We start from the raw sequence: 18,336 nt of genomic DNA, 5'->3' as shown, positions 1-18,336 counted from the left end.
GGTTCTAAGTGGGCCATCGTGCTCGGATCGGACTGGTAGCTTCGGCGCCATGACCGCGCGAGATCTTCCTGGTACGCCCGTTTCGCCGCCGTCCGGTGAGGCCGCGGGGCCGGGGGCGGGGGCCGATCGTCCTCAGCCTCCGCAGGCGCCGGACGGGGGTCCGGGGCCGAAGGGGGAGACCGAGAGCGCGTTCTGGGCCGGGTCGGACGGCGACGGGCCGGCCGGGCGCAAGCGCCGGTGGCCGCGGGTCCTGATCGCGGTCGGGGTGTTCGCCGCGCTGGTCGTCGCGGGGCTCGGCGGGCTGGCGTGGCAGCGGCAGTCGGCCTACAACGGCAACATCGACCGCATCGAAGGCGTCATGCCGGAGAAGGGGTCCGCCCGGCCGGGGCCGAACGTGGAGGGCACCGAGAACTGGCTGCTCGTCGGGTCGGACTCCCGGGAGCAGAACACCACCGGGGCGGGCGGCCAGGGCTGGAAGCCCGGTCAGCAGCGCACCGACACGATCATGCTGCTGCACCTGCCGGCGGACCGGAAGAAGGCGTACGTCGTCTCGTTCCCGCGCGACGCGTGGGTCGAGGTGCCCGGCTACGGCAACCAGAAGATCAACGCGGCGTTCTCCTACGGCGGGCCGACGCTGCTGATCGAGACCGTCGAGAACCTCACCGGCATCCGGATCGACCACTACGGCGCCATCGACTTCGAGGGGTTCAAGTCGATGACGGACGCGCTCGGCGGCGTCACCGTCAACATCAAGGAGACGGTGTACGACCCGGCCCGCAAGAAGCAGTGGGCGGCGGGCGAGCAGAAGCTCGACGGCGAGGACGCGCTGCTCTTCGTCCGGCAGCGGTACAACCTGCCGAACGGCGACTTCGACCGGATCAAGCGGCAGCAGCAGTTCCTCCGCGCCCTCGCCAAGCAGGCCGCGGACCGCGGGACGCTCACCAACCCGCTGAAGCTCGACCGGTTCCTGAACGCGCTCACCAAGTCGATCAGCGTGGACGAGGGCGTGTCGGCGGGCGACCTCCGCTCGCTCGCGCTGAGCATGCGCAGCGTCCGGGCGTCGGACGTGATGTTCATGACGACCCCGCACAAGGGCACCGGCAGCCGCGCCAGGCAGAGCGTGGTGTTCCTGGACCCGGCCAAGTCGAAGCAGCTGTTCAACGCCGTGAAGACCGCCCACATGGCCGAGTACGTCAGCCAGCACGGCGGCGCAGGCGGCCTGGGCAGCGTGTCGTGATCGTCCGCCCCGGGCGGGCATAACCTTGACGGAGTCGGCAGGTCCACCGAGGGGTTCGCACAGTGCTTCGTCAGGCGTTGCTCGTCGCGTCGCGCAGTGACGGCGTGCGCAGGGTCTTGGAGACCGCGCCGTTCAGCAGCGACATGGTCCGCAGGTTCATCGCCGGAGAGACCATCGAGGACGCGGCACGCGTCACCGGTGAGCTGACCGGCGAGGGGCTGCTCGTCACCCTGGACGTCCTCGGCGAGGACACCCATGGCAAGGGGCGGGCCGAAGAGAACGCCCAGCACTACATCGAGCTGCTGGAGCGCATAGGCGCCGCCGGTCTCGGGACGCGTGCCGAGGTTTCGGTGAAGCTGTCCGCCATGGGGCAGACGTTCGACGAGGACCTCGCCCTGAACAACGCGTACCGGATCTGCGAGGCCGCGCGTTCCGCCGGTACGACGGTCACGCTCGACATGGAAGAGCACACGACGGTCGACTCGACCCTGAGGATCGTCCACCAACTACGGCGCGACTTCCCTGACGTGGGGGTCGTCATCCAGTCGTACCTGCGTCGGGCCGAGGAGCACTGCGCGGAACTCGCCTACGAGGGTTCGCGCGTCCGGCTCTGCAAGGGCGCCTATGCCGCGCCCTCGGCGGTGGCCTTCACCGACAAGGAAGAAGTCGACAAGTCGTTCGTGCGATGCATGAAGGTCCTGATGGCCGGCAGGGGCTACCCGATGCTCGCCACGCACGATCCGCGGCTGATCGAGATCGCGGGCGCCTTGGCCGTGCTGCACGACCGGGACGCGGACTCCTTCGAGTACCAGATGCTCTACGGGATCCGCCCGCAGGAGCAGCGGCGCCTCGCGGCGCAGGGCGCGCAGGTCCGGGTGTACGTCGCGTACGGGCGGGAGTGGTATCCGTACTTCATGCGCCGCCTCGCGGAGCGGCCCGCCAACCTCCGGTTCTTCATGCGCTCTCTGGCGGGGCGGGCCTAGACCCCGCCCGCCTATAGGCTGGACCGGTCGTCAGAAACCCCACGTCAAGGTGTATCGATGATCGCGATTCTGGGTGCCGGGAAGATGGGCGAGGCGCTGCTGTCCGGGGTCCTCCGGGCCGGCCGCCGCCCGTCCGAGCTGATGGCCACCGTGCGCCGGGAGGAGCGCGGGGCCCTGCTGCGCGAGCGGTACGGCATCGAGATCGTGCCGAACGCCGAGGCCGCCGCCAGGGCCGAGACGCTGATCCTCGCGGTCAAGCCGCAGGACATGGGCGTCCTGCTGGACGAGGTCGGCCCGAAGGTCCCGCCCGGCCGGCTGGTGATCTCGATGGCGGCGGGCATCACGACCGGGTTCCTCCAGGAGCGGCTGCCGGAGGGCGTGCCGGTCGTCCGCGTCATGTCGAACACGCCCGTCCTCGTGGACGAGGCGATGAGCGTGATCTCGCCCGGCTCGCACGCGGGGGAGGAGCACCTCAAGCTCGCCGAGGAGCTGCTGGCGCCGGTCGGGAAGGTGCTGCGCATCCCCGAGTCGCTCCAGGACGGCGCGACGGCCCTGTCCGGCAGCGGCCCCGCGTACTTCTACTACCTGGTCGAGGCGATGGTGGACGCGGGCATCCTGCTCGGCATGCCCCGCGCCGCCGCCCTGGAGATGGTCATCCAGTCGGCCGTGGGCGCCGCCGTCATGCTCCGCGACTCCGGCGAGCACCCGGTGCTGCTGCGCGAGGCCGTCACGTCCCCCGGCGGGACGACGATCTCGGCGATCCGCGAGCTGGAGCGGCACGGCGTCCGCGCGGCCGTGCTGGAGGCCATCGAGGCCGCCCGCAACCGGGGACGCGAGCTGGCCGGCGGCTGACGGCCCCGCGAAAAGTTCATCTTTGAACATTGAGCCGATCCGGGCGTTCGTCCGTGAGTAGGTACATGGGACTCATACTGCGCCTCCTCGTCGCCGCCGGACTCGCCGCCGACGCCTACGTGCACTGGACCTTCGCGCCCGACATGGCCTTCGTCCAGGGCGGGGCCATCGGGGGAGACGTGCTCTTCCGCGTGCAGGCCGCGGTCGCCGCCGCCGCCGCAGTCCTGGTCCTCGTCCGCGCGGCCCGCTGGACGTACGCGCTGGCCTTCGTCGTCGCGGCCAGCGCGGTCGGCGCGCTCGTCCTCTACTACTACGCCGACCTGGGCGCGCTCGGCCCGCTGCCCGACATGCACGAGCCCGTCTGGTACGCCGAGAAGACGGTCAGCCTGGTCGGGGAGGGCGTCGCCGCGCTCGCCGCCCTGGCCGGCTTCTTCGTCGCCGGCCGCAAGCGGGGCGCGAGGGACGAGGTTCCCGCCCCCGAGCCCGCCGGCCGCGTCTGAGCTCAGGCGGCTTCGGAGCGTTCCGGGACGGCGGGCGCCGTCACGGAGCGGATGAAGCGGGTCGTGTCGCGCATGGCGGCGGCCGCCTCCGGGAGGACGCGGTTCAGGATCTGGAAGACGTGCATCTGGCCCTTCCAGACCTGGAGTTCGCAGTCCGCGCCCGCGCTGGTGAAGGCTTCCGCGAGGGCCTCGGCCTCGGGGCGCAGCACCTCGTCGCCGCCGACCTGGATGAAGACGGGCGGGACGTCCGTCCACGCGCAGGTGAGCAGGGCCAGCCGCGGGTCGTCGAATCCGGCCGGCCCCACCACCAGGCGGGCGACCCGCTGCGCCGAGACGGCGCTGATGTACGGGTCGCGGGCGCCGCGCTGCGCGCGGAGGGAGAGTTCGCAGGTCAGGTCGACCCAGGGGGAGAAGAGCACGAGCCCGGCCGGGCTCGGCAGCCCCTGCCGGCAGATCTCGCCCGCGAGCGCCGTCGCGAGGTGCCCGCCGGCCGAGTCGCCCGCGAGGACGATGCCCGACGCGGGCACGCCGCGCGCCAGGAGCCAGCGGTAGGCGGCGACGGCGTCCTCCAGCGGCGCGGGGAACGGGTGCTCGGGCGCGAGGCGGTACCGGGGAGCCAGGACGGGCAGCCCGGTGTCGAGGGCGAGCCGCGACGTGATCGGCCGGTGCGTGCGCGGCGAGCAGACCACGTAGCCGCCGCCGTGCAGGTAGAGCACCGCGCCTTCGGCGGTTCCCTCGGCGTCGCGGGAGACGACCCACTCGCCGGTGACGGGACGCTCGTCCCGGCCGGTCTCCAGCTGCGGGTCGTTCAGCGGCAGGACGCGCACGCGGGAGTCGGGCGGTATGAGCAGCGACGCGGCGTCCAGGGTCGAGCGGCCCACGCGGATGCCGCCGGGATGGCCGGGGATGCGGTGCAGGATCGGGCGTACGCCCAGGCGGAGCACGTTGCTGATCGCGCGGCTGCGGACGCTCTGATCCATCTGCGTTCCATCCGTAAGTAAATACTGTCTTATCGGTATGCCCGTTTCCGGTCTGTAATTCACGTCACAGGTTCGTCGCGGGCGCACCCGCCCCGTCGGCCTCCGCGGCGGCGGCTGTGAGCCAGGCCACGTGACCGAGGCGATACCGTGAGGTCATGAGCAGTGCCGCGCCCTCCCCGTCCTCGGCTCCCGAGAACTGCGGGCTCGAGGTCTTCTGGGACGAACGGCTCGTGTCCTACGACTTCGGCCCCGGCCACCCGATGAACCCCGTGCGCGTCGAGCTGACGATGGCGCTCGCGCGGGAGCTCGGCGTCCTGGACCGTCCCAACGTGCGCGTCTCGGCGTTCGAGGCCGCGGACGACAAGCTGCTCCGGCTCGTCCACGAGGAGCAGTACATCGCGGCGGTGAAGCACGCGGGCGCCACCGGGCTCCCCGAGGTCCGGTACGGAATCGGAACCGCCGACAACCCCGTGTTCATCGGCATGCACGACGCGTCGGCGCTGGTCGCGGGCGCCTCCGTCGCGGCGGCCGAGGCGGTGTGGACCGGACGCGCCGAGCACGCCGTGAACATCTCCGGCGGCCTGCACCACGCGCTGAGCGGCGCCGCCAGCGGGTTCTGCGTCTACAACGACCCGGCCATCGCGATCGCGTGGCTGCTGGAGAGCGGCGCCGAGCGCGTCGCCTACGTCGACATCGACGTCCACCACGGCGACGGCGTCCAGGCCGCCTTCTACGACGACCCGCGCGTCCTGACGATCAGCATCCACGAGACGCCGCGGACGCTGTTCCCCGGCACCGGCTTCCCGGACGAGACGGGCGCCGACGGGACGTCCGTCAACATCTCGCTGCCCCCCGGCACCGGCGACCGGCCCTGGCTGCGCGCGTTCGACGCGATCATCCCGCCGCTGCTGCGCCGCTTCCGCCCGGACGTCCTCGTGACCCAGCACGGCGCCGACGGGCACGCGCTCGACCCCCTGGCGCACCTCACGCTCAGCGTGGACGGCCAGCGCACCGCCTACAACCTGCTGCACAAGCTCGCGCACGAGACCGCGGGCGGCCGGTGGATCGCCACCGGGGGCGGCGGCTACGAGCTGGTCCAGGTCGTGCCGAGGGCTTGGACGCACCTCCTGGCCGAGGCCGCGGGCGGTCCGATCCCGCCGGACACGCCGACGCCGGAGGACTGGCGCGCGTTCGCCCGGGACCGTACGGAGGAGATCGCCCCGCGCCGGATGACGGACGGGACGGACGTGGTGGAGGTCAGCACGTGGGCGAGCGGCATCGACCCGGCGAGCCCGGTCGACCAGGCGGTGCTGGCGACCCGCCGGGCGGTCTTCCCCGAGCACGGCCTCGACCCGATGACGGACGTATGACCGCGGCCGGGACCCCGCCGGCCGCCGGGCCGAAGCCGGCGCCGACGCGGGACGAGCTGCGCGCCCACCTCGTCCGGACGATGATCGCCGGCGGGGTGGCCACGCCGCGCCAGAACAACCTGCTGCACTACCGGCGGATGGCCGCGGGCCACCCGTACTACCAGTTCGGCCTGGAGCTGAAGCCGTCGTGGACGGAGCAGTCCGTGCTGGAGATGATGGTCGAGCGCTGCGGCGTGGACCCCGACCCCCGGCACATCTACGGTGACGACACCATCGACCCCGAGATCACGCTCGACACGCTGGAGGCGATGGGCGAGCGCATCGGCACCGCGGCGCGGCGCCGGGAGAACGTGGTGCTCGCGACGGGCCACCCGGCGACGCTGACGCCGCTGTACCAGGCGGTGGCGCGGGCGCTGGCGGACGCGGGCTGCCGGCTGCTGACGCCCGCGGCGGGCTGGACCTACGAGGTCGAGGTCGGCTACGGCGGCCTCGACCTGCGCCGCCTCGTCTACGCCGAGCCGGGCGTGGCGATGCTGGAGGGCGACGACCACCGGACGCACCACACCCACGATCCGCACCCGATGGAGGCCATGCTCCGGGAGCTGGCCGGTAGCGCTTCTGAGGGACCTCCGGAAGCTAAACCTGATTTTTGGCCGGATCTGGCCATCGCCGATCACGGCTGGGCGGGAGCCGCCGGCCAGGCGGGCATCGACACCGTGGGGTTCGCGGACTGTAACGACCCGGCGCTGTTCGCCGGCGCCGCCGAAGGCAAGATCGACGTGGTCGTGCCGCTCGACGACGGCGTCGCTCCGCACCACTACGCGCCGCTGACCGCGTACATCCTTGATCACGCGGGTCTCCACCCGGCCTCCTGACCCGCCCTGCGCGCGGCGGTCACGGACCGTCACCGCGTCCCATGACCGCTGCGGTTGTCACTGCGTGTGACGAGACGGCCGTACCGGGACGGATGGGCTTGCGCGACGCCACCGTGAGCGGCGGAACCGCAGGTCAGGACGGGGTTTCGGTTGACAACCGTTCGTCGTGCCACGCAATGTGCCGTCATGTCCACGCTCCGTGTGGAATCAGCACTGTGTCCCTGGGGTCAGGTCGGGAGACGGAATTGTGCGGAACTCCCCTCTTGCGACTGCCGATACGCGATTTACGCTGGAGGAAGTACACGTGCGTGATCAAAGTCACCCAAAGGGCCGGTGCGCGGCACGTGTGGAAGAGGGCGTCCGATGACCTCAGGCGAGCGACCTCTGAGCGAGGTCAGGTTCCTGACCGTGGCCGAAGTGGCCTCGGTGATGCGGGTGTCCAAGATGACCGTCTACCGCCTCGTCCACTCCGGCGAGCTGCCCGCGATCCGCGTGGGCCGTTCGTTCCGGGTTCCCGAGCAGGCCGTTCACGACTACCTGCGCGACGCGTACATCGAAGCCGGATAACGGGTAAGGGCGGGGCATGAGCCACGACCCCGCCGGATACTCCGCACCCGGCCGTGCAGGGGGCATCGGGACGAGCCCCAGGGCGTGTCCCGAAGCTGGGGATGCAGGACGAGGACCGGATAGCCGGTCCGGACACCGAGCCGGACGGGCGGTGGCCACCCCTGGTGGCCGCGAAACCACCCGCCCGCGCATAAGCATGCCCGGCACCGCGCAACGCGCGGCGCCGGGCCGTGTTGGTCCAGGGGGGCGACCCCCTGGAACCCACGGGGCGTCGTGCGACCTGCGGGCGCAGAGCGCCCTCCGGCCGCCCGACCCGTGCTGCGGGCTGGGCTTACCCGTCCAGGGGGGCGACCCCCTGGAATTCCCGCGTCGGCGGGTGGTGCAGCGCGCCGTGGGGCGGGGGGCGGCGTGATCTCCCCCCTTCCAGCGGTACCCTTGGGCGGCGGACCCTGCGCGCGTATCGAGAGATGCTCGCCGCCGGCACGACCGCCTCCTGCACAACACCCGACATACCGAGCGAGGTCTCGTGGGCTCTGTCATCAAGAAGCGCCGCAAGCGGATGGCGAAGAAGAAGCACCGCAAGCTGCTGAAGAAGACGCGCATCCAGCGTCGCAACAAGAAGTAGTCGTCACGCCGGCAGATCAGCCGTAAGGGGTGGGGCGCACAGTGTCCTCGATGCCCGCCGCCGCGGCCCGTGTCGTCCTCGTCACGGGCGTGTCCCGTTTCCTGGGGGCGCGGGTCGCGAACACCCTGCAAGCCGACCCGGGCATCGAACGGGTCATCGGCGTGGACACCGTGCCGCCTGAGGTGTCGCTCGGCCGCACCGAGTTCGTCCGCGTCGACATCCGCACGCCGAGCATCGCGAACATCATCGCCTCGGCCGGTGTCGACACGGTGGTGCACCTCAACCTGGTGACCTCCTCGTCCGTCCCGCGGGCGAAGGTGAAGGAACTCAACATCATCGGCACGATGCAGCTGCTCGCGGCGTGCCAGCGGTCGCCCGACATGCGCAAGCTCGTCGTGCGGTCCTCGGCCGCCGTGTACGGGTCGTCGCCGATGGACCCCGCCGTGTTCACCGAGCAGGACGAGCCCGTCGAGGCGCCCACGTCCGGGTACGCCAAGGACGCGGTGGAGGTCGAGGGCTACGTCCGGGGGCTGATGCGGCGCCGGTCCGACCTCACGGTGTCGGTGCTGCGGTTCGCGAACTTCCTCGGCCCCGGCGTCGACTCGCCGCTCTCCCGGTACCTGCACCTGCCGGTCGTCCCCACGGTGCTGGGCTTCGACCCGCGGCTGCAGTTCGTGCACGAGGACGACGGCGTCGAGGTCCTGCGCCGGATGACCGTCGAGGACCACCCGGGCTGCTTCAACGTCGCGGGCGACGGCGTCCTGCTCTTGTCGCAGGCGCTGCGCCGCGCAGGTCGCCCCTACGTGCCCGTTCCGTCCCCGGCGCACTCGGTCTTCGGGGACGTGGGACGGCGTTTCGCGGGCCTGTCCGGCTTCTCGCCGGAGCTGCTGCGCTGGCTGACCTACGGCCGGGTGATCGACACCACCGCCCTGGAGAACGAGCTGTCGTGGCGTCCGAAGTACAGCTCCGAGGCCGCCTTCGCCGATTTCGCCGGCGCGCACGGCTTCGGCCACGGCCGCATGACCTCGCTGCTCGGACGGCGGTGAACGATCCGACGTGCGTGAAGGAGAGGCCATGATGATGAACGCCCACCGCGAGGACGACGAGGGCGCGCAGGTCATCCACCTCGCCTCGGCCAGGGACGACGACGCGTCCGGCCACGCCGAGCGCGGCCCCCTCGAACGCGGCATCGCGTCCGGGCTGGCGTTCCTGCGGCGCCGCCTGTCCGGCGAGTACGAGGTGGACGAGTTCGGCTTCGACCCCGAGTTCAACGACACGGTGCTGCTGCCGCTGGCCCGCGCCCTGTACGAGCACTGGTTCCGCGTCGAGCTCGTCGGCCTGGACAACATCCCGGAGGGCGGCGCACTCCTGGTCGCCAACCACTCCGGGACGATCCCCCTCGACGCGCTCATGCTGTCGGTCGGCGTCCACGACCACGCAGGGCGGCACGTCCGCCTGCTCGGGGCCGACCTCGTCTACCAGATCCCGGTCCTCGGGCACCTGTCCCGCAAGGCCGGGCACACCCTCGCGTGCAAGTCCGACGCGGCCCGCCTGCTGTCCAAGGGCGAGCTCGTGGGCGTGTTCCCCGAGGGGTACAAGGGCGTCGGCAAGCCGTTCGCCGAGCGGTACAAGCTGCAGCGCTTCGGCCGCGGCGGTTTCGTCGGCACCGCGCTGCGGGCGGGCGTCCCGATCGTCCCGTGCGCGATCGTCGGTGCGGAGGAGATCTACCCCAAGATCGCCGAGGTGCGCCCGCTGGCCCGGCTGCTCGGCCTGCCGTACTTCCCGGTCACCCCGACGTTCCCGCTGCTGGGCCCGGCCGGGCTCGTGCCGCTGCCGTCCAAGTGGATGATCCAGTTCGGCGAGCCGATGACCCTCGACGAGTACGACGCCGACTCGGCCGACGACCCCATGACGGTCTTCGACATCACCGACCACGTCCGCGAGAACGTCCAGCAGATGCTCTTCGACACCCTCCTCCGCCGAGGCCCCGCCTTCCTCTGACAGGCGGCTCCGCCGGTTCAGAACCCGATCGCCTCGCGGAGCAGCAGGACGGTGCCGCGCCCAGGCCGCGGTTCGGCGTTGAGGACGAGGATCCGGTTGACGGCGCTGGGCCACCCGTGGGCCAGCTGGGTCCGGGCGGTCTCCAGCGGAAGGCAGTGGTCTTCGACCCGGCGCAGCGCGGTGTCCAGGTCGGGCACCACCTTCTGCGCGCCGACGACCCAGATGGCGCGGGCGGCGCCGCCGGCGCAGCCGGGCAACTGGCTTCCGCTGCCGGAGGCGATCACGAGGGAGCCGGTCTCGGTGACCGCCTGGACGCTGCTCACGATGACGTCCGGCGCGGAAGCCAGCCGCCGGATGTCGTCCGCCTGGGTGGTGCGGTCCATGACCAGGACGCGGGGCCTGATGGCCTGGTACCGCCCGCCGGCGTTGATGTCCTCCTCGATCCCCGACAGGCGGAGGGTTTCGCTGGCCCCGGTGAATACGCCGGCGCCGTCCGGTATCAGGTCCTTGATGCGGGTACGCGCGGTGGCGGCGTCGTCCAGGATCTCCACGGCGAACCCGTGGGCGCTCAGCGCGGCGGCCGCCCGTTCCAAGCGCTGCGCAGGCGCGGGCTCGGTGAACGGCGTGGCCGGCATGGAGGTGGTCATGGTGGCTCTGATCTCCCTGTCCGCTGGATGACGTGTTCGTGTCATCGGTTCGACAGGACGGCCCGCCGGAATGTCAGGCGGCGCACCGGCCTCACATTCCAGTGCGCCGTCCTGTCGAATGGGGGAGGGCAGAAGCGACCAGGGAGCCGTACGCGCCATGACCGACCCGCCGCAGGGACACGACCGGACCGATCCGGGCCTGGACGCGATCATGAGCGAGCGGCGCCGGCTGATCAATCTCGCCTACCGGATGCTGGGCTCGCTCGCCGAGGCCGAGGACGTCGTGCAGGAGACCTACGCCCGCTGGTACGCCATGACCCCGCGGCAGCGGGACGCCATCGAGTCCCCCGGTGCCTGGCTGACGACGGTCGCCGGCCGCATCTGCCTCAACCTGCTCTCCTCGGCGCGCGTCCGGCGGGAGACCTACGTCGGCGAGTGGATTCCCGAGCCGCTGCCCGAGCGCACGGAGTGGACCATCGGGCGTCCCGGCGCCGCGACCCTCGACCCGGCCGACCGGGTCACCCTGGACGAGTCGCTCAACCTGGCCTTCCTGGTCGTGCTCGAATCGATGACCCCGGCCGAGCGCGTCGCGTTCATCCTGCACGACGTTTTCTGCCACCCCTTCGCCGAAGTGGCCGAGATCGTCGGCCGCACTCCGGCGGCGTGCCGCCAGCTCGCCTCCTCGGCCCGCCGCCGCGTCCGCGCCGCGCAGCCTTCCGCGACTCCGGCGGCCCAGCCCGCCCGGGTCGTCAGGGACTTCAAGCGGGCTTGGGAGGCCAAGGACATCGCCGCCCTCGTCCGGCTGCTCGACCCCGACGCCACCGCGACCGGCGACGGCGGAGGACTGGCCGTCACCTTCTCGCGTCCCATCGAGGGCGGCGAGCAGATCGCACACGCCTGGGCCGAACTCGCCCACCGCAGAACCGACGACATGGTGCTGCTGGAACGCACTGTGAACGGGCAGCCCGGCCTGGTGGCCGAGCAGGACGGCGCCGTCGTGACCGTGTTCGCATTCCAGGTGACGGGCGACCGGATCAAGCACATCTGGGTGATACGCAACCCCGAGAAACTCCGCACCTGGACAACGGGTGCCGCGGCGCCATGAGGTCCCGGAGGGCGGTCACAGGATCTCGGCCAGTGCCATGCCGCAGTAGGCGGCGCCGAGCCCGGCGGTGATCGAGATGACGGCGTTGAGGACGGCCTGGAGGCGGATACCGTCTTCGGCCAGCCGCAGCGTCTCGTAGCCGAAGGTGGAGTAGGTGGTCAGCGCGCCGCAGAACCCGAACCCCGCCAGCGCCATGAGCCCCTGGCCGGCGGGCAGCGCGGCGAGCAGGCCCAGCAGCCCTGAACCGGAGACGTTGACGGTTAGGGTGCCCCACGGGAACGGACCGCCGTGGCGGGCCTGCACCGCCCGGTCGACCAGGTACCGCAGCGGCGCCCCCACCGCCGCGCCGGCCGCGACCAGAAGCACCGCGCTCACGACCGCCCCCCGCCCCGGCGAAACGCCAGCCGGGCCAGCTTCGCCCCGGCGTAAACGGCGACCAGGGCTCCGGCAAGGGTGGCGGCGAGGTAGAGCAGCCCGGTACCGGCGGCGCCCGCCTCCATGGCCTGCTGCGCCTCGACGACGTGCGTGGAGAACGTGGTGAACCCGCCCAGCACACCGACGCCCAGGAACGGCCGCACCAGCCGATGCGCCCGCCACACCTCGGTGATCGCGACCATCAGCACCCCGATCAGCAGGCACCCGGACACGTTGATGCTCCACGTCGCCCACCCGAACGCGTCCGGACGGTGGGGGAGCGCCACGGTGATCTGGTAGCGCGCCAGCGACCCGAGTACCCCGCCGGCCGAGATCGCGCCCAACGTCGTCCACGGCGCCCGCCGCAGTTCCGACCGCTGCTGCGGCACCGCCAGATCGACATCGGGGTCGACAATGTGCGCGTCTTCGTCGGACATCGGCCTCCCCTTACCCGCATGACTCGATCATGGACGGCGCGGCCCGGTGGTCACCAGGTGGACGGGAAGAGCCGGTGCTTGAGGAGCCGGTCGATCTGAGCGGCGGCCGCCTCAGGATCGCCGCAGAGGCAAAGGTAGCCGCGCCGCCCCCACTGCGCCTCGTGGTACGCCCACGTGCGGCCGGGGGTGGCGAGGACGCTGACGACGATGCCGACGTCCTTCGTCGCCTGCGCGTGGACCCACAGCAGCGGAACGGGGACGGCGAACTCCTCGCGCCGGTAGAACTTCTCGAAGCGCCACCCTTGCGGGGCGAGCGCCGTGGCGAGATCGTCCAGGTACCGCGCCGCCGTCCGGTGGCCGCGCCGGGTGCGCCACCGCAGCAGCCGACGCTCCGCCCGGACGATCAGAGCCCGCACTTCGCCCACGCGATCTTGCCTCCTTCCACCAGCGGCCGGACGCCCCAGTCGTGCGCGATATCGGCCACCATCAGCAGGCCCCGCCCGTCCGTCGCCGCGTAGTTCTCCGCCCGCATGACCGGTTGCCCCTCGCCGCCGTCCCAGACTTCGATCACCGGCAGTCCGTCGCGCTCGTCCCGGAACACACGGAGGACGATCGGCCCGTGCCCGTGGACGAGCGCGTTGGTGGCCAGCTCGGAGACGATGAGCCGCCCGTCGTGGTCGTCGGCGATCCCCCACTCGGCGAACCGCCCGGCGAGAAAGCGCCGTGCCATGGCCGGGGCCTGCTCGGTGGGTTCGAGCACGACCGTCGAATCGCATTCAGCGGCGATTTCTTTTGTGAATTGATACATCACCCCTCACCCGCGCCCTGTCCGATTCGGGTGGCTGGTGGGGAAAATGCATTCCGCTTTGCCCGATTCGGGGGGAACTGTCAAAACGATCGCCTCGAACATCTCGACCTCCTTTTCCGTTGACCCGTGGCCGAGCATCGCGCAAAGTGTCATGCTGGTGAATGCGTACGCGACGTCACAAGGCAAACTCGGAGCATGGCCTGGCATTCACTGGTCGTCATGGGCCATGACTGGTCATCGGGAGAACTGAAATGCCGCAGCCCCCCAAGCGACTCACCCCGTCGAACAGCGCCCTCGACCTGTTCGGCTCGGAAGTCCGCAGGTACCGTGCGCTGGCGAACCACAGCATCAAGCAGCTCGCGGACAAGATCCCCTACAGCCCGTCCTTCATCGGCGCGGTCGAACGGGCCGAATCCCACTGCGAACGCACCTTCGCCGAACACTGCGACGCCGTCCTAGACACCAAGGAGGCCCTGGCCCACCTACACGACGGCCTGTTCGGCAAGAAGAAGGACGGCTTCCCCGAATGGTTCCGCAAGTGGCCCACCGTGGAAGAAGACGCCGGAACCCTCAAGGTCTACGAGCCCATAGTCATCTATGGACTGCTCCAGACAGAGGACTACGCAAGCACACTCCTGTTCGGCGACCGCGAGGCAATCGACGCGCGATTGGCGCGGCAGGCCATCCTCACCCGGACCAACCCCAAACCGCCGCGCATCATCTACCTACTCCCCGAGACCGTCCTCTGGAACGATGTGGGCGGCCCAGAGGTGATGCGCGCTCAGCTTCAGCACCTCGTGAAAGCGGTCGGCCCCCGCCTGAGTGTCCAGGTCGTTCCGAACGGGGCACCCCACCCGGGCAACGAGGGGACCTTCACAGTGGCGACCCTCTTGGGCGGCGAGGAGATCGCCTTTGCAGAGACTGCGCTTCGTGGGATCATGATCGAGGATCGAGAGGACATCTCCAGGCTAAAAGAAAGGTTCAACGCGATCGGCACGCAAGCCCTACCTGTTGGAATGAGCGTGGACCTGATCAAGCGAACCATCGACGAGAAGTGGCAATGATGAAAAGTGAGCTTGTCTGGCGTAAGTCAAGGCGCAGCGGTAGTTCCGGCGGTCAGTGTGTCGAAGTAGCCAACTTGGAGAACAAGGTGGCCGTGCGTGACTCGAAGGATCCTCACGGCCCGATGCTCGTCGTCTCTCGCGGGGTGTTGCGGGACGCTCTTCGGCTCGCGGCCGAGCGATCGGGGTCGTAACGTCGCGTAGGTTGCGACGGCGCGAGGCCAGGCTTGATCGGGAGGTGGCCGCGCTGCTGGCGGTCGGGGCGTTCATGGAGATACGTCATCTGGCCGGGAACGCCGGGGGAGGCCCGAGGGCTGGTCGCCTGAGTACGTCCTGGAGCGCATCAGGTTGATCGCCGACCTGTGCCACAACATGCCGTGCCCGGCCGTCCCTCCGTCGCCGATCTGTTCTGGCAGGCACAGGGCGGTTGGCGCCGAGGAAGTGCCCTCGCGGCGGGCCTTCCTGTGAGTTCTCAGACCTTGTGGTGTTCCGCATTGTAGGCTGTTCCGCATGAAGTGGAACAGGGCTCTTAGCGGAACAGCGCTTCTGCACGCCCTTGAGCGGGAGCTTCGTTCCATGTTGCCGCCAGGGTGGGACTTGGGGGTGGTGCGCGAGCCGAAGGGAAGCGGGCCTGAGCGTGTGGACCTGCTGCTTGAGGTCCGAGCGCCGGACCAGGCAGGCGGTCGGATCCTCGTAGAGACCAAGCCGAACGTGGAGCCTCGGGACGTTCCTGCGGTTCTCCGTCAACTCGACCGACACGTGCAGATCGACGCCCCGGGAGCAGGTGGCCAGGGACGTCTGGTGGCGGCCCCGTACCTCTCCCCGCGCACCCGCGAGCTGCTCGCCGATGCCGGAGCAGGGTGGTACGACTCCACCGGCAACATGCGGGTTCGGCTGGACCGGCCGGGCCTGTTCGTGGAACGCCGGGGAGCCGACCGCGATCCGTACAGCGACGCGAAGGACCGGCGGCTGCGGTCCCTGCGAGGTCGGGGAGCGGCACGTATCGTTCGCTCGCTGCTCGATGACCGCGTCCCCATCGGGGTGCGGGAGCTGGCCGCACGGGCGGAGGTCAGCGCGGCGACGGGCTCGCGGGTGCTCGAACTCCTCGTCCGCGAGGACCTGATCGAGCGGAACAGCGAAGGCGCGGTGGTCGCGGTGCGCAAGCGGTCGCTCGTGCACCGGTGGACACAGGACTACGGGCTGACGACCACCAATAACGCTGTTCCGGTACTCGCACCCAGAGGCATCGACCGGGTACTCCGGGACCTTGCGGACTACCGGCGGCCGTACGCGCTGACCGGAGCGGCGGCACTACGTGCACACCTGCCTCCGGACGCGGCCGCCGTGGCGCCTCTCGCGTTGCTCGCGGTGTTCGTCGACGATGTCGTGACCGCGCAGCAGGAACTGAGACTGCGGCCGACGGACCGCGGCTCCAACGTGCTGCTCATCGAACCGTCAGACCGGGTCGTCTACCGCGAATCCATCGTGCGCGACCGACTTCTTCACGTCAGCGCCGGCCAGACGGCCGCCGACCTGCTCACCGGCCCCGGACGCTCCCCGGAAGAGGGGCGGCAGCTCATGGACTTTCTCGCGACCAAGGACAAGGAATGGGCCCAGTGAAGCAAGACCGCCCTCCGAAGGAGTACATCCTGGCCCGCGGCGTCCTGCTCGACGCGCTCGACGCCTTGGGCGCACACCGTGAGGCCATCGTCCTGGTGGGCGCTCAAGCGGTGTACCTGCACACCGGAGACGCCGACCTGGCGGTCGCCCCCACCACCACGGACGCCGACATCGCCCTGGCCCCGAACCGCCTCCGAGACCGCCCCCTCCTCGAAGACGCCCTGCGCACGGCCGGCTTCCTCAACGGCCCCAACCCCGGATCATGGGTCGGCGCGCACGGAGTCGCCGTCGACCTGATGGTGCCCGAAGCGCTCAGCGGCTCCGGCGGCCGTCGCGGCGCCCGCCTCCCGGTCCACGGAAATCGGGTCGCCCGCCGGACCGCCGGACTCGAAGCAGCCCTGGTGGACTTCGAGGACCACGAACTGTCCGCACTCGACGATGCGGACAAGCGCACCTCCACGGTACGAGTCGCCGGCCCGGCGGCGCTCCTGGTCGCCAAGTTGATCAAAATCGAGGAACGGCGCGGCCAAGCTCGCCTCCGGCCCAAGGACGGCCTCGACATCCTGCGCCTGCTCCAGACCACCGACACCGACTTCCTCGCCCGGCGCCTCGCAGACCTGACCGCCGACCCGCTCTCCGAGGAGACCACACACCAGGCCGTCCACGCGCTCCGCGACCACGGAACCGACCCGGACGGCCCCCTCGCCACCCTGGCCGCCCAGGCCGTGGGAGTTCTGGAAGATCCCGCTACGGTCATCGGTTCACTCATCGCCCTCACAGAGGACCTGCTCACCGCCTACGACAGCCTGGCCTAGTTGTACTCGGCGACGTCGTCCATCGTGACCCCGTTGAGTCGATCGGCCCGTGCCCGTTGACGAGCGCGTTCGTGGCCAGCTCGGAGACGATGAGCCGCCCGTCGTGGTCGTCGGCGATGCCCCGCTCGGCGAACCGCCCGGCGAGAAACCGCCGCGCCATGGCCGGGCCCGCTCGGTGGGTTCGAGCACGACCGTCGAATCGCATTCAGCGGTGATTTCTTTTGTGAATTGATGCATCACCCCTCACCCGCGCCCTGTCCGATTCGCACGGCTGGTGGGGAAAATGCATTCCGCTTTGCCCGGTTCGGGGGCGGGCCAGGGCTGCGCGCGCACCTTGTCCCAGGCGGTGTCCACTACCTGGAACACCGTCAATAAGACGATTGAACGACCAGGGCCGCTCGGTAGCCAGTAGGTGATTCGCTAGGGCCGTGTCCTCCAGGTGGAGCCGCAGTTCGCGGACGCCGTCGCGTAGTGCCTTGGTGTGGTCTCCATCGAGCATGTCACCTCGGTCGACTAGGTAGTCGTCCACGTTGCGCATGTAGCAACCATCCTGGCTGGAGCGCGTCAGGTGGGAAGTTGCGGGCCGGTTCGCGTCACTGGGTGAGGGCTTGGGTGATTGCCTTTTCGACTGGGGAGAGGGGTTCGCCGGCGAGGTTGAGCCAGTTGGGTTTCGACGGGCTGAGTTTCGGCTGGCCTAGGAAACGCGGGTGCTTTCCGGCGTGCGGTTGGCCGGCGTGCACTAGGAACGGGTGGCACAGGTAGACATCGCCTGCGCTGCCAGTGGCGTGGGCCGTGGGGAGGTGTCCGGTGGCAGCATCTGCTCGCCGGGCCAGTTCTCTGGCGTCCAGTCCATGTTCCCCCTCGGGTTCGAGGACGCGTGCCACGTCCAGGTGGGAACCGGGGCGCAACCGGGTGGGTTCGTCGTTCGGTCCGACGTCCGAGAGCAGGAAGAACATCAGCAGCGCACGTTCTCTGGACGCGACGTTCGCGCGCCAGGTCATGTAGTCGTCCGGCGCTGAGTCGGGGCCGGGGTAGCTCACATCGACGTGCCAGCCGTCGACGACGGCCGGTTCGTCTCCGGGGAAGCGGATCACGAACCCGCCCAGGGTGGCGCGAGGACTCCAACGGCCCTTCCCCACCAGGACGTCGAACGCGGCATGAAGGCGGGGCGTGTTGGCTGCGGCTACGAACGGCGCTTGGGCGTAGTCCGGGCGCGCCGCCACCGGGCGTGGCCACGTGGCCGGTTCACCGGGGTCGGCGCCGAGATCCCGCCAGATGATCGCGCGGCACTCGTCCGCGACCTCCCCGGGGAACGCGCCCTCGATCCGGACGAAGCCGTCCTCGATGAACGCCTGCACCTGCGCGTCGTCAAGCATGATCACACGATGCACCCGGAAGCGCCGCCCTCACCAACCATTATCGAACGGCAACGGCTAGGG

23 protein-coding genes are annotated in these 18,336 nt (G+C 70.5%); 16 read left to right on the top strand and 7 right to left on the bottom strand.

Annotated elements, in window-relative coordinates; all coding sequences use genetic code 11:
• Positions 1-49 precede the first annotated feature (49 nt).
• From E1266_RS02780 to E1266_RS02765, 4 genes are all read left to right on the top strand, one after another.
• A complete protein-coding gene (locus tag E1266_RS02780) occupies positions 50-1,237 on the top strand; it encodes an LCP family protein (protein WP_132043365.1) in 1,188 nt (395 codons plus the stop codon).
• A 62-nt stretch (positions 1,238-1,299) separates the two neighbouring features.
• Positions 1,300-2,220 carry a proline dehydrogenase family protein gene (locus tag E1266_RS02775; RefSeq protein WP_132043363.1) on the top strand — a complete coding sequence of 307 codons (921 nt, stop codon included), beginning with the start codon at positions 1,300-1,302 and terminating at the stop codon, positions 2,218-2,220.
• An 18-nt stretch (positions 2,221-2,238) separates the two neighbouring features.
• Positions 2,239-3,072: a pyrroline-5-carboxylate reductase gene (gene proC, locus E1266_RS02770; RefSeq protein ID WP_268248569.1), complete on the top strand. Its 834-nt coding sequence runs from the start codon at positions 2,239-2,241 to the stop codon at positions 3,070-3,072.
• A 65-nt stretch (positions 3,073-3,137) separates the two neighbouring features.
• Positions 3,138-3,572: a hypothetical protein gene (locus E1266_RS02765; RefSeq protein WP_132043359.1), complete on the top strand. Its 435-nt coding sequence runs from the start codon at positions 3,138-3,140 to the stop codon at positions 3,570-3,572.
• 2 nt (positions 3,573-3,574) lie between these two features.
• Here E1266_RS02765 and E1266_RS02760 read toward each other — a convergent pair whose 3' ends face one another.
• Positions 3,575-4,552, bottom strand: a complete 978-nt coding sequence (locus tag E1266_RS02760) for an alpha/beta hydrolase (protein WP_132043357.1) — start codon at positions 4,550-4,552, stop codon at positions 3,575-3,577.
• A 155-nt stretch (positions 4,553-4,707) separates the two neighbouring features.
• Here E1266_RS02760 and E1266_RS02755 point away from each other — a divergent pair, with 155 nt between their 5' ends.
• The 6 genes from E1266_RS02755 (at position 4,708) to E1266_RS02730 (ending at position 9,990) form a co-directional block, all read left to right on the top strand.
• Positions 4,708-5,922, top strand: coding sequence for an acetoin utilization protein AcuC (locus E1266_RS02755; protein ID WP_132043355.1), 1,215 nt, complete (start codon positions 4,708-4,710; stop codon positions 5,920-5,922).
• Entirely contained in the window at positions 5,919-6,797 is an 879-nt protein-coding gene (locus E1266_RS02750) for a phosphatase (protein ID WP_132043353.1), read from the top strand. Before E1266_RS02755 ends, E1266_RS02750 begins: the two co-directional genes overlap by 4 nt.
• A gap of 363 nt (positions 6,798-7,160) precedes the next feature.
• Positions 7,161-7,364, top strand: a complete 204-nt coding sequence (locus E1266_RS02745; protein ID WP_131877351.1) for a helix-turn-helix domain-containing protein — start codon at positions 7,161-7,163, stop codon at positions 7,362-7,364.
• A gap of 526 nt (positions 7,365-7,890) precedes the next feature.
• On the top strand, positions 7,891-7,989 hold the full coding sequence (locus E1266_RS02740; protein ID WP_018654693.1) for an AURKAIP1/COX24 domain-containing protein: 99 nt from the start codon (positions 7,891-7,893) through the stop codon (positions 7,987-7,989).
• A 50-nt stretch (positions 7,990-8,039) separates the two neighbouring features.
• A complete protein-coding gene (locus E1266_RS02735) occupies positions 8,040-9,035 on the top strand; it encodes an NAD-dependent epimerase/dehydratase family protein (protein WP_132043351.1) in 996 nt (331 codons plus the stop codon).
• 28 nt (positions 9,036-9,063) lie between these two features.
• The gene (locus E1266_RS02730) at positions 9,064-9,990 is read left to right on the top strand and encodes a lysophospholipid acyltransferase family protein (protein ID WP_132043349.1); all 927 of its coding nucleotides are present in this window, start codon (positions 9,064-9,066) and stop codon (positions 9,988-9,990) included.
• 17 nt (positions 9,991-10,007) lie between these two features.
• On the opposite strand, the gene E1266_RS02725 is transcribed toward E1266_RS02730, so the two are convergent.
• Positions 10,008-10,637 carry an LUD domain-containing protein gene (locus tag E1266_RS02725; RefSeq protein WP_132043347.1) on the bottom strand — a complete coding sequence of 210 codons (630 nt, stop codon included), beginning with the start codon at positions 10,635-10,637 and terminating at the stop codon, positions 10,008-10,010.
• 157 nt (positions 10,638-10,794) lie between these two features.
• On the opposite strand from E1266_RS02725, the gene sigJ reads away from it, so the two are divergent.
• Entirely contained in the window at positions 10,795-11,742 is a 948-nt protein-coding gene (gene sigJ, locus E1266_RS02720; protein ID WP_132043345.1) for an RNA polymerase sigma factor SigJ, read from the top strand.
• Positions 11,743-11,757: 15 nt separating this feature from the next.
• Here sigJ and E1266_RS02715 read toward each other — a convergent pair whose 3' ends face one another.
• The 4 genes from E1266_RS02715 to E1266_RS02700 are packed head-to-tail and all read right to left on the bottom strand — an operon-like array spanning position 11,758 to position 13,323.
• Positions 11,758-12,117 (bottom strand): CrcB family protein, encoded by a 360-nt coding sequence (locus E1266_RS02715; protein WP_207945383.1) that lies wholly within the window; start codon positions 12,115-12,117, stop codon positions 11,758-11,760.
• A complete protein-coding gene (locus E1266_RS02710; protein ID WP_132043343.1) occupies positions 12,114-12,593 on the bottom strand; it encodes a CrcB family protein in 480 nt (159 codons plus the stop codon). Before E1266_RS02710 ends, E1266_RS02715 begins: the two co-directional genes overlap by 4 nt.
• 50 nt (positions 12,594-12,643) lie before the next feature.
• On the bottom strand, positions 12,644-13,018 hold the full coding sequence (locus E1266_RS02705; RefSeq protein WP_132043341.1) for a hypothetical protein: 375 nt from the start codon (positions 13,016-13,018) through the stop codon (positions 12,644-12,646).
• On the bottom strand, positions 12,997-13,323 hold the full coding sequence (locus E1266_RS02700) for an ATP-binding protein (RefSeq protein ID WP_132043339.1): 327 nt from the start codon (positions 13,321-13,323) through the stop codon (positions 12,997-12,999). The genes E1266_RS02705 and E1266_RS02700 overlap by 22 nt, the downstream gene beginning before the upstream one ends.
• A 329-nt stretch (positions 13,324-13,652) precedes the next feature.
• On the opposite strand from E1266_RS02700, the gene E1266_RS02695 reads away from it, so the two are divergent.
• The 5 genes from E1266_RS02695 to E1266_RS02675 all read left to right on the top strand — a co-directional run bounded on the left by E1266_RS02695 (position 13,653) and on the right by E1266_RS02675 (position 17,129).
• The gene (locus E1266_RS02695) at positions 13,653-14,465 is read left to right on the top strand and encodes a DUF5753 domain-containing protein (protein ID WP_132043337.1); all 813 of its coding nucleotides are present in this window, start codon (positions 13,653-13,655) and stop codon (positions 14,463-14,465) included.
• A complete protein-coding gene (locus E1266_RS02690) occupies positions 14,462-14,656 on the top strand; it encodes a DUF397 domain-containing protein (RefSeq protein WP_132043335.1) in 195 nt (64 codons plus the stop codon). Before E1266_RS02695 ends, E1266_RS02690 begins: the two co-directional genes overlap by 4 nt.
• A gap of 607 nt (positions 14,657-15,263) precedes the next feature.
• The gene (locus tag E1266_RS02685; RefSeq protein WP_132043333.1) at positions 15,264-16,082 is read left to right on the top strand and encodes a hypothetical protein; all 819 of its coding nucleotides are present in this window, start codon (positions 15,264-15,266) and stop codon (positions 16,080-16,082) included.
• Positions 16,079-16,897 (top strand): GSU2403 family nucleotidyltransferase fold protein, encoded by an 819-nt coding sequence (locus tag E1266_RS02680; RefSeq protein WP_207945382.1) that lies wholly within the window; start codon positions 16,079-16,081, stop codon positions 16,895-16,897. Before E1266_RS02685 ends, E1266_RS02680 begins: the two co-directional genes overlap by 4 nt.
• A gap of 49 nt (positions 16,898-16,946) precedes the next feature.
• A complete protein-coding gene (locus E1266_RS02675) occupies positions 16,947-17,129 on the top strand; it encodes a hypothetical protein (RefSeq protein WP_132043329.1) in 183 nt (60 codons plus the stop codon).
• Between the two features lie 361 nt (positions 17,130-17,490).
• On the opposite strand, the gene E1266_RS02670 is transcribed toward E1266_RS02675, so the two are convergent.
• The gene (locus tag E1266_RS02670) at positions 17,491-18,273 is read right to left on the bottom strand and encodes a phytanoyl-CoA dioxygenase family protein (RefSeq protein WP_132043327.1); all 783 of its coding nucleotides are present in this window, start codon (positions 18,271-18,273) and stop codon (positions 17,491-17,493) included.
• Between the last annotated feature and the right edge of the window lie 63 nt (positions 18,274-18,336).

The organism is Actinomadura sp. 7K534, from assembly GCF_004348575.1.
In the GTDB taxonomy this organism is placed as follows: domain Bacteria; phylum Actinomycetota; class Actinomycetes; order Streptosporangiales; family Streptosporangiaceae; genus Spirillospora; species Spirillospora livida.
This window is presented reverse-complemented; position numbering and strand designations above follow the sequence as displayed.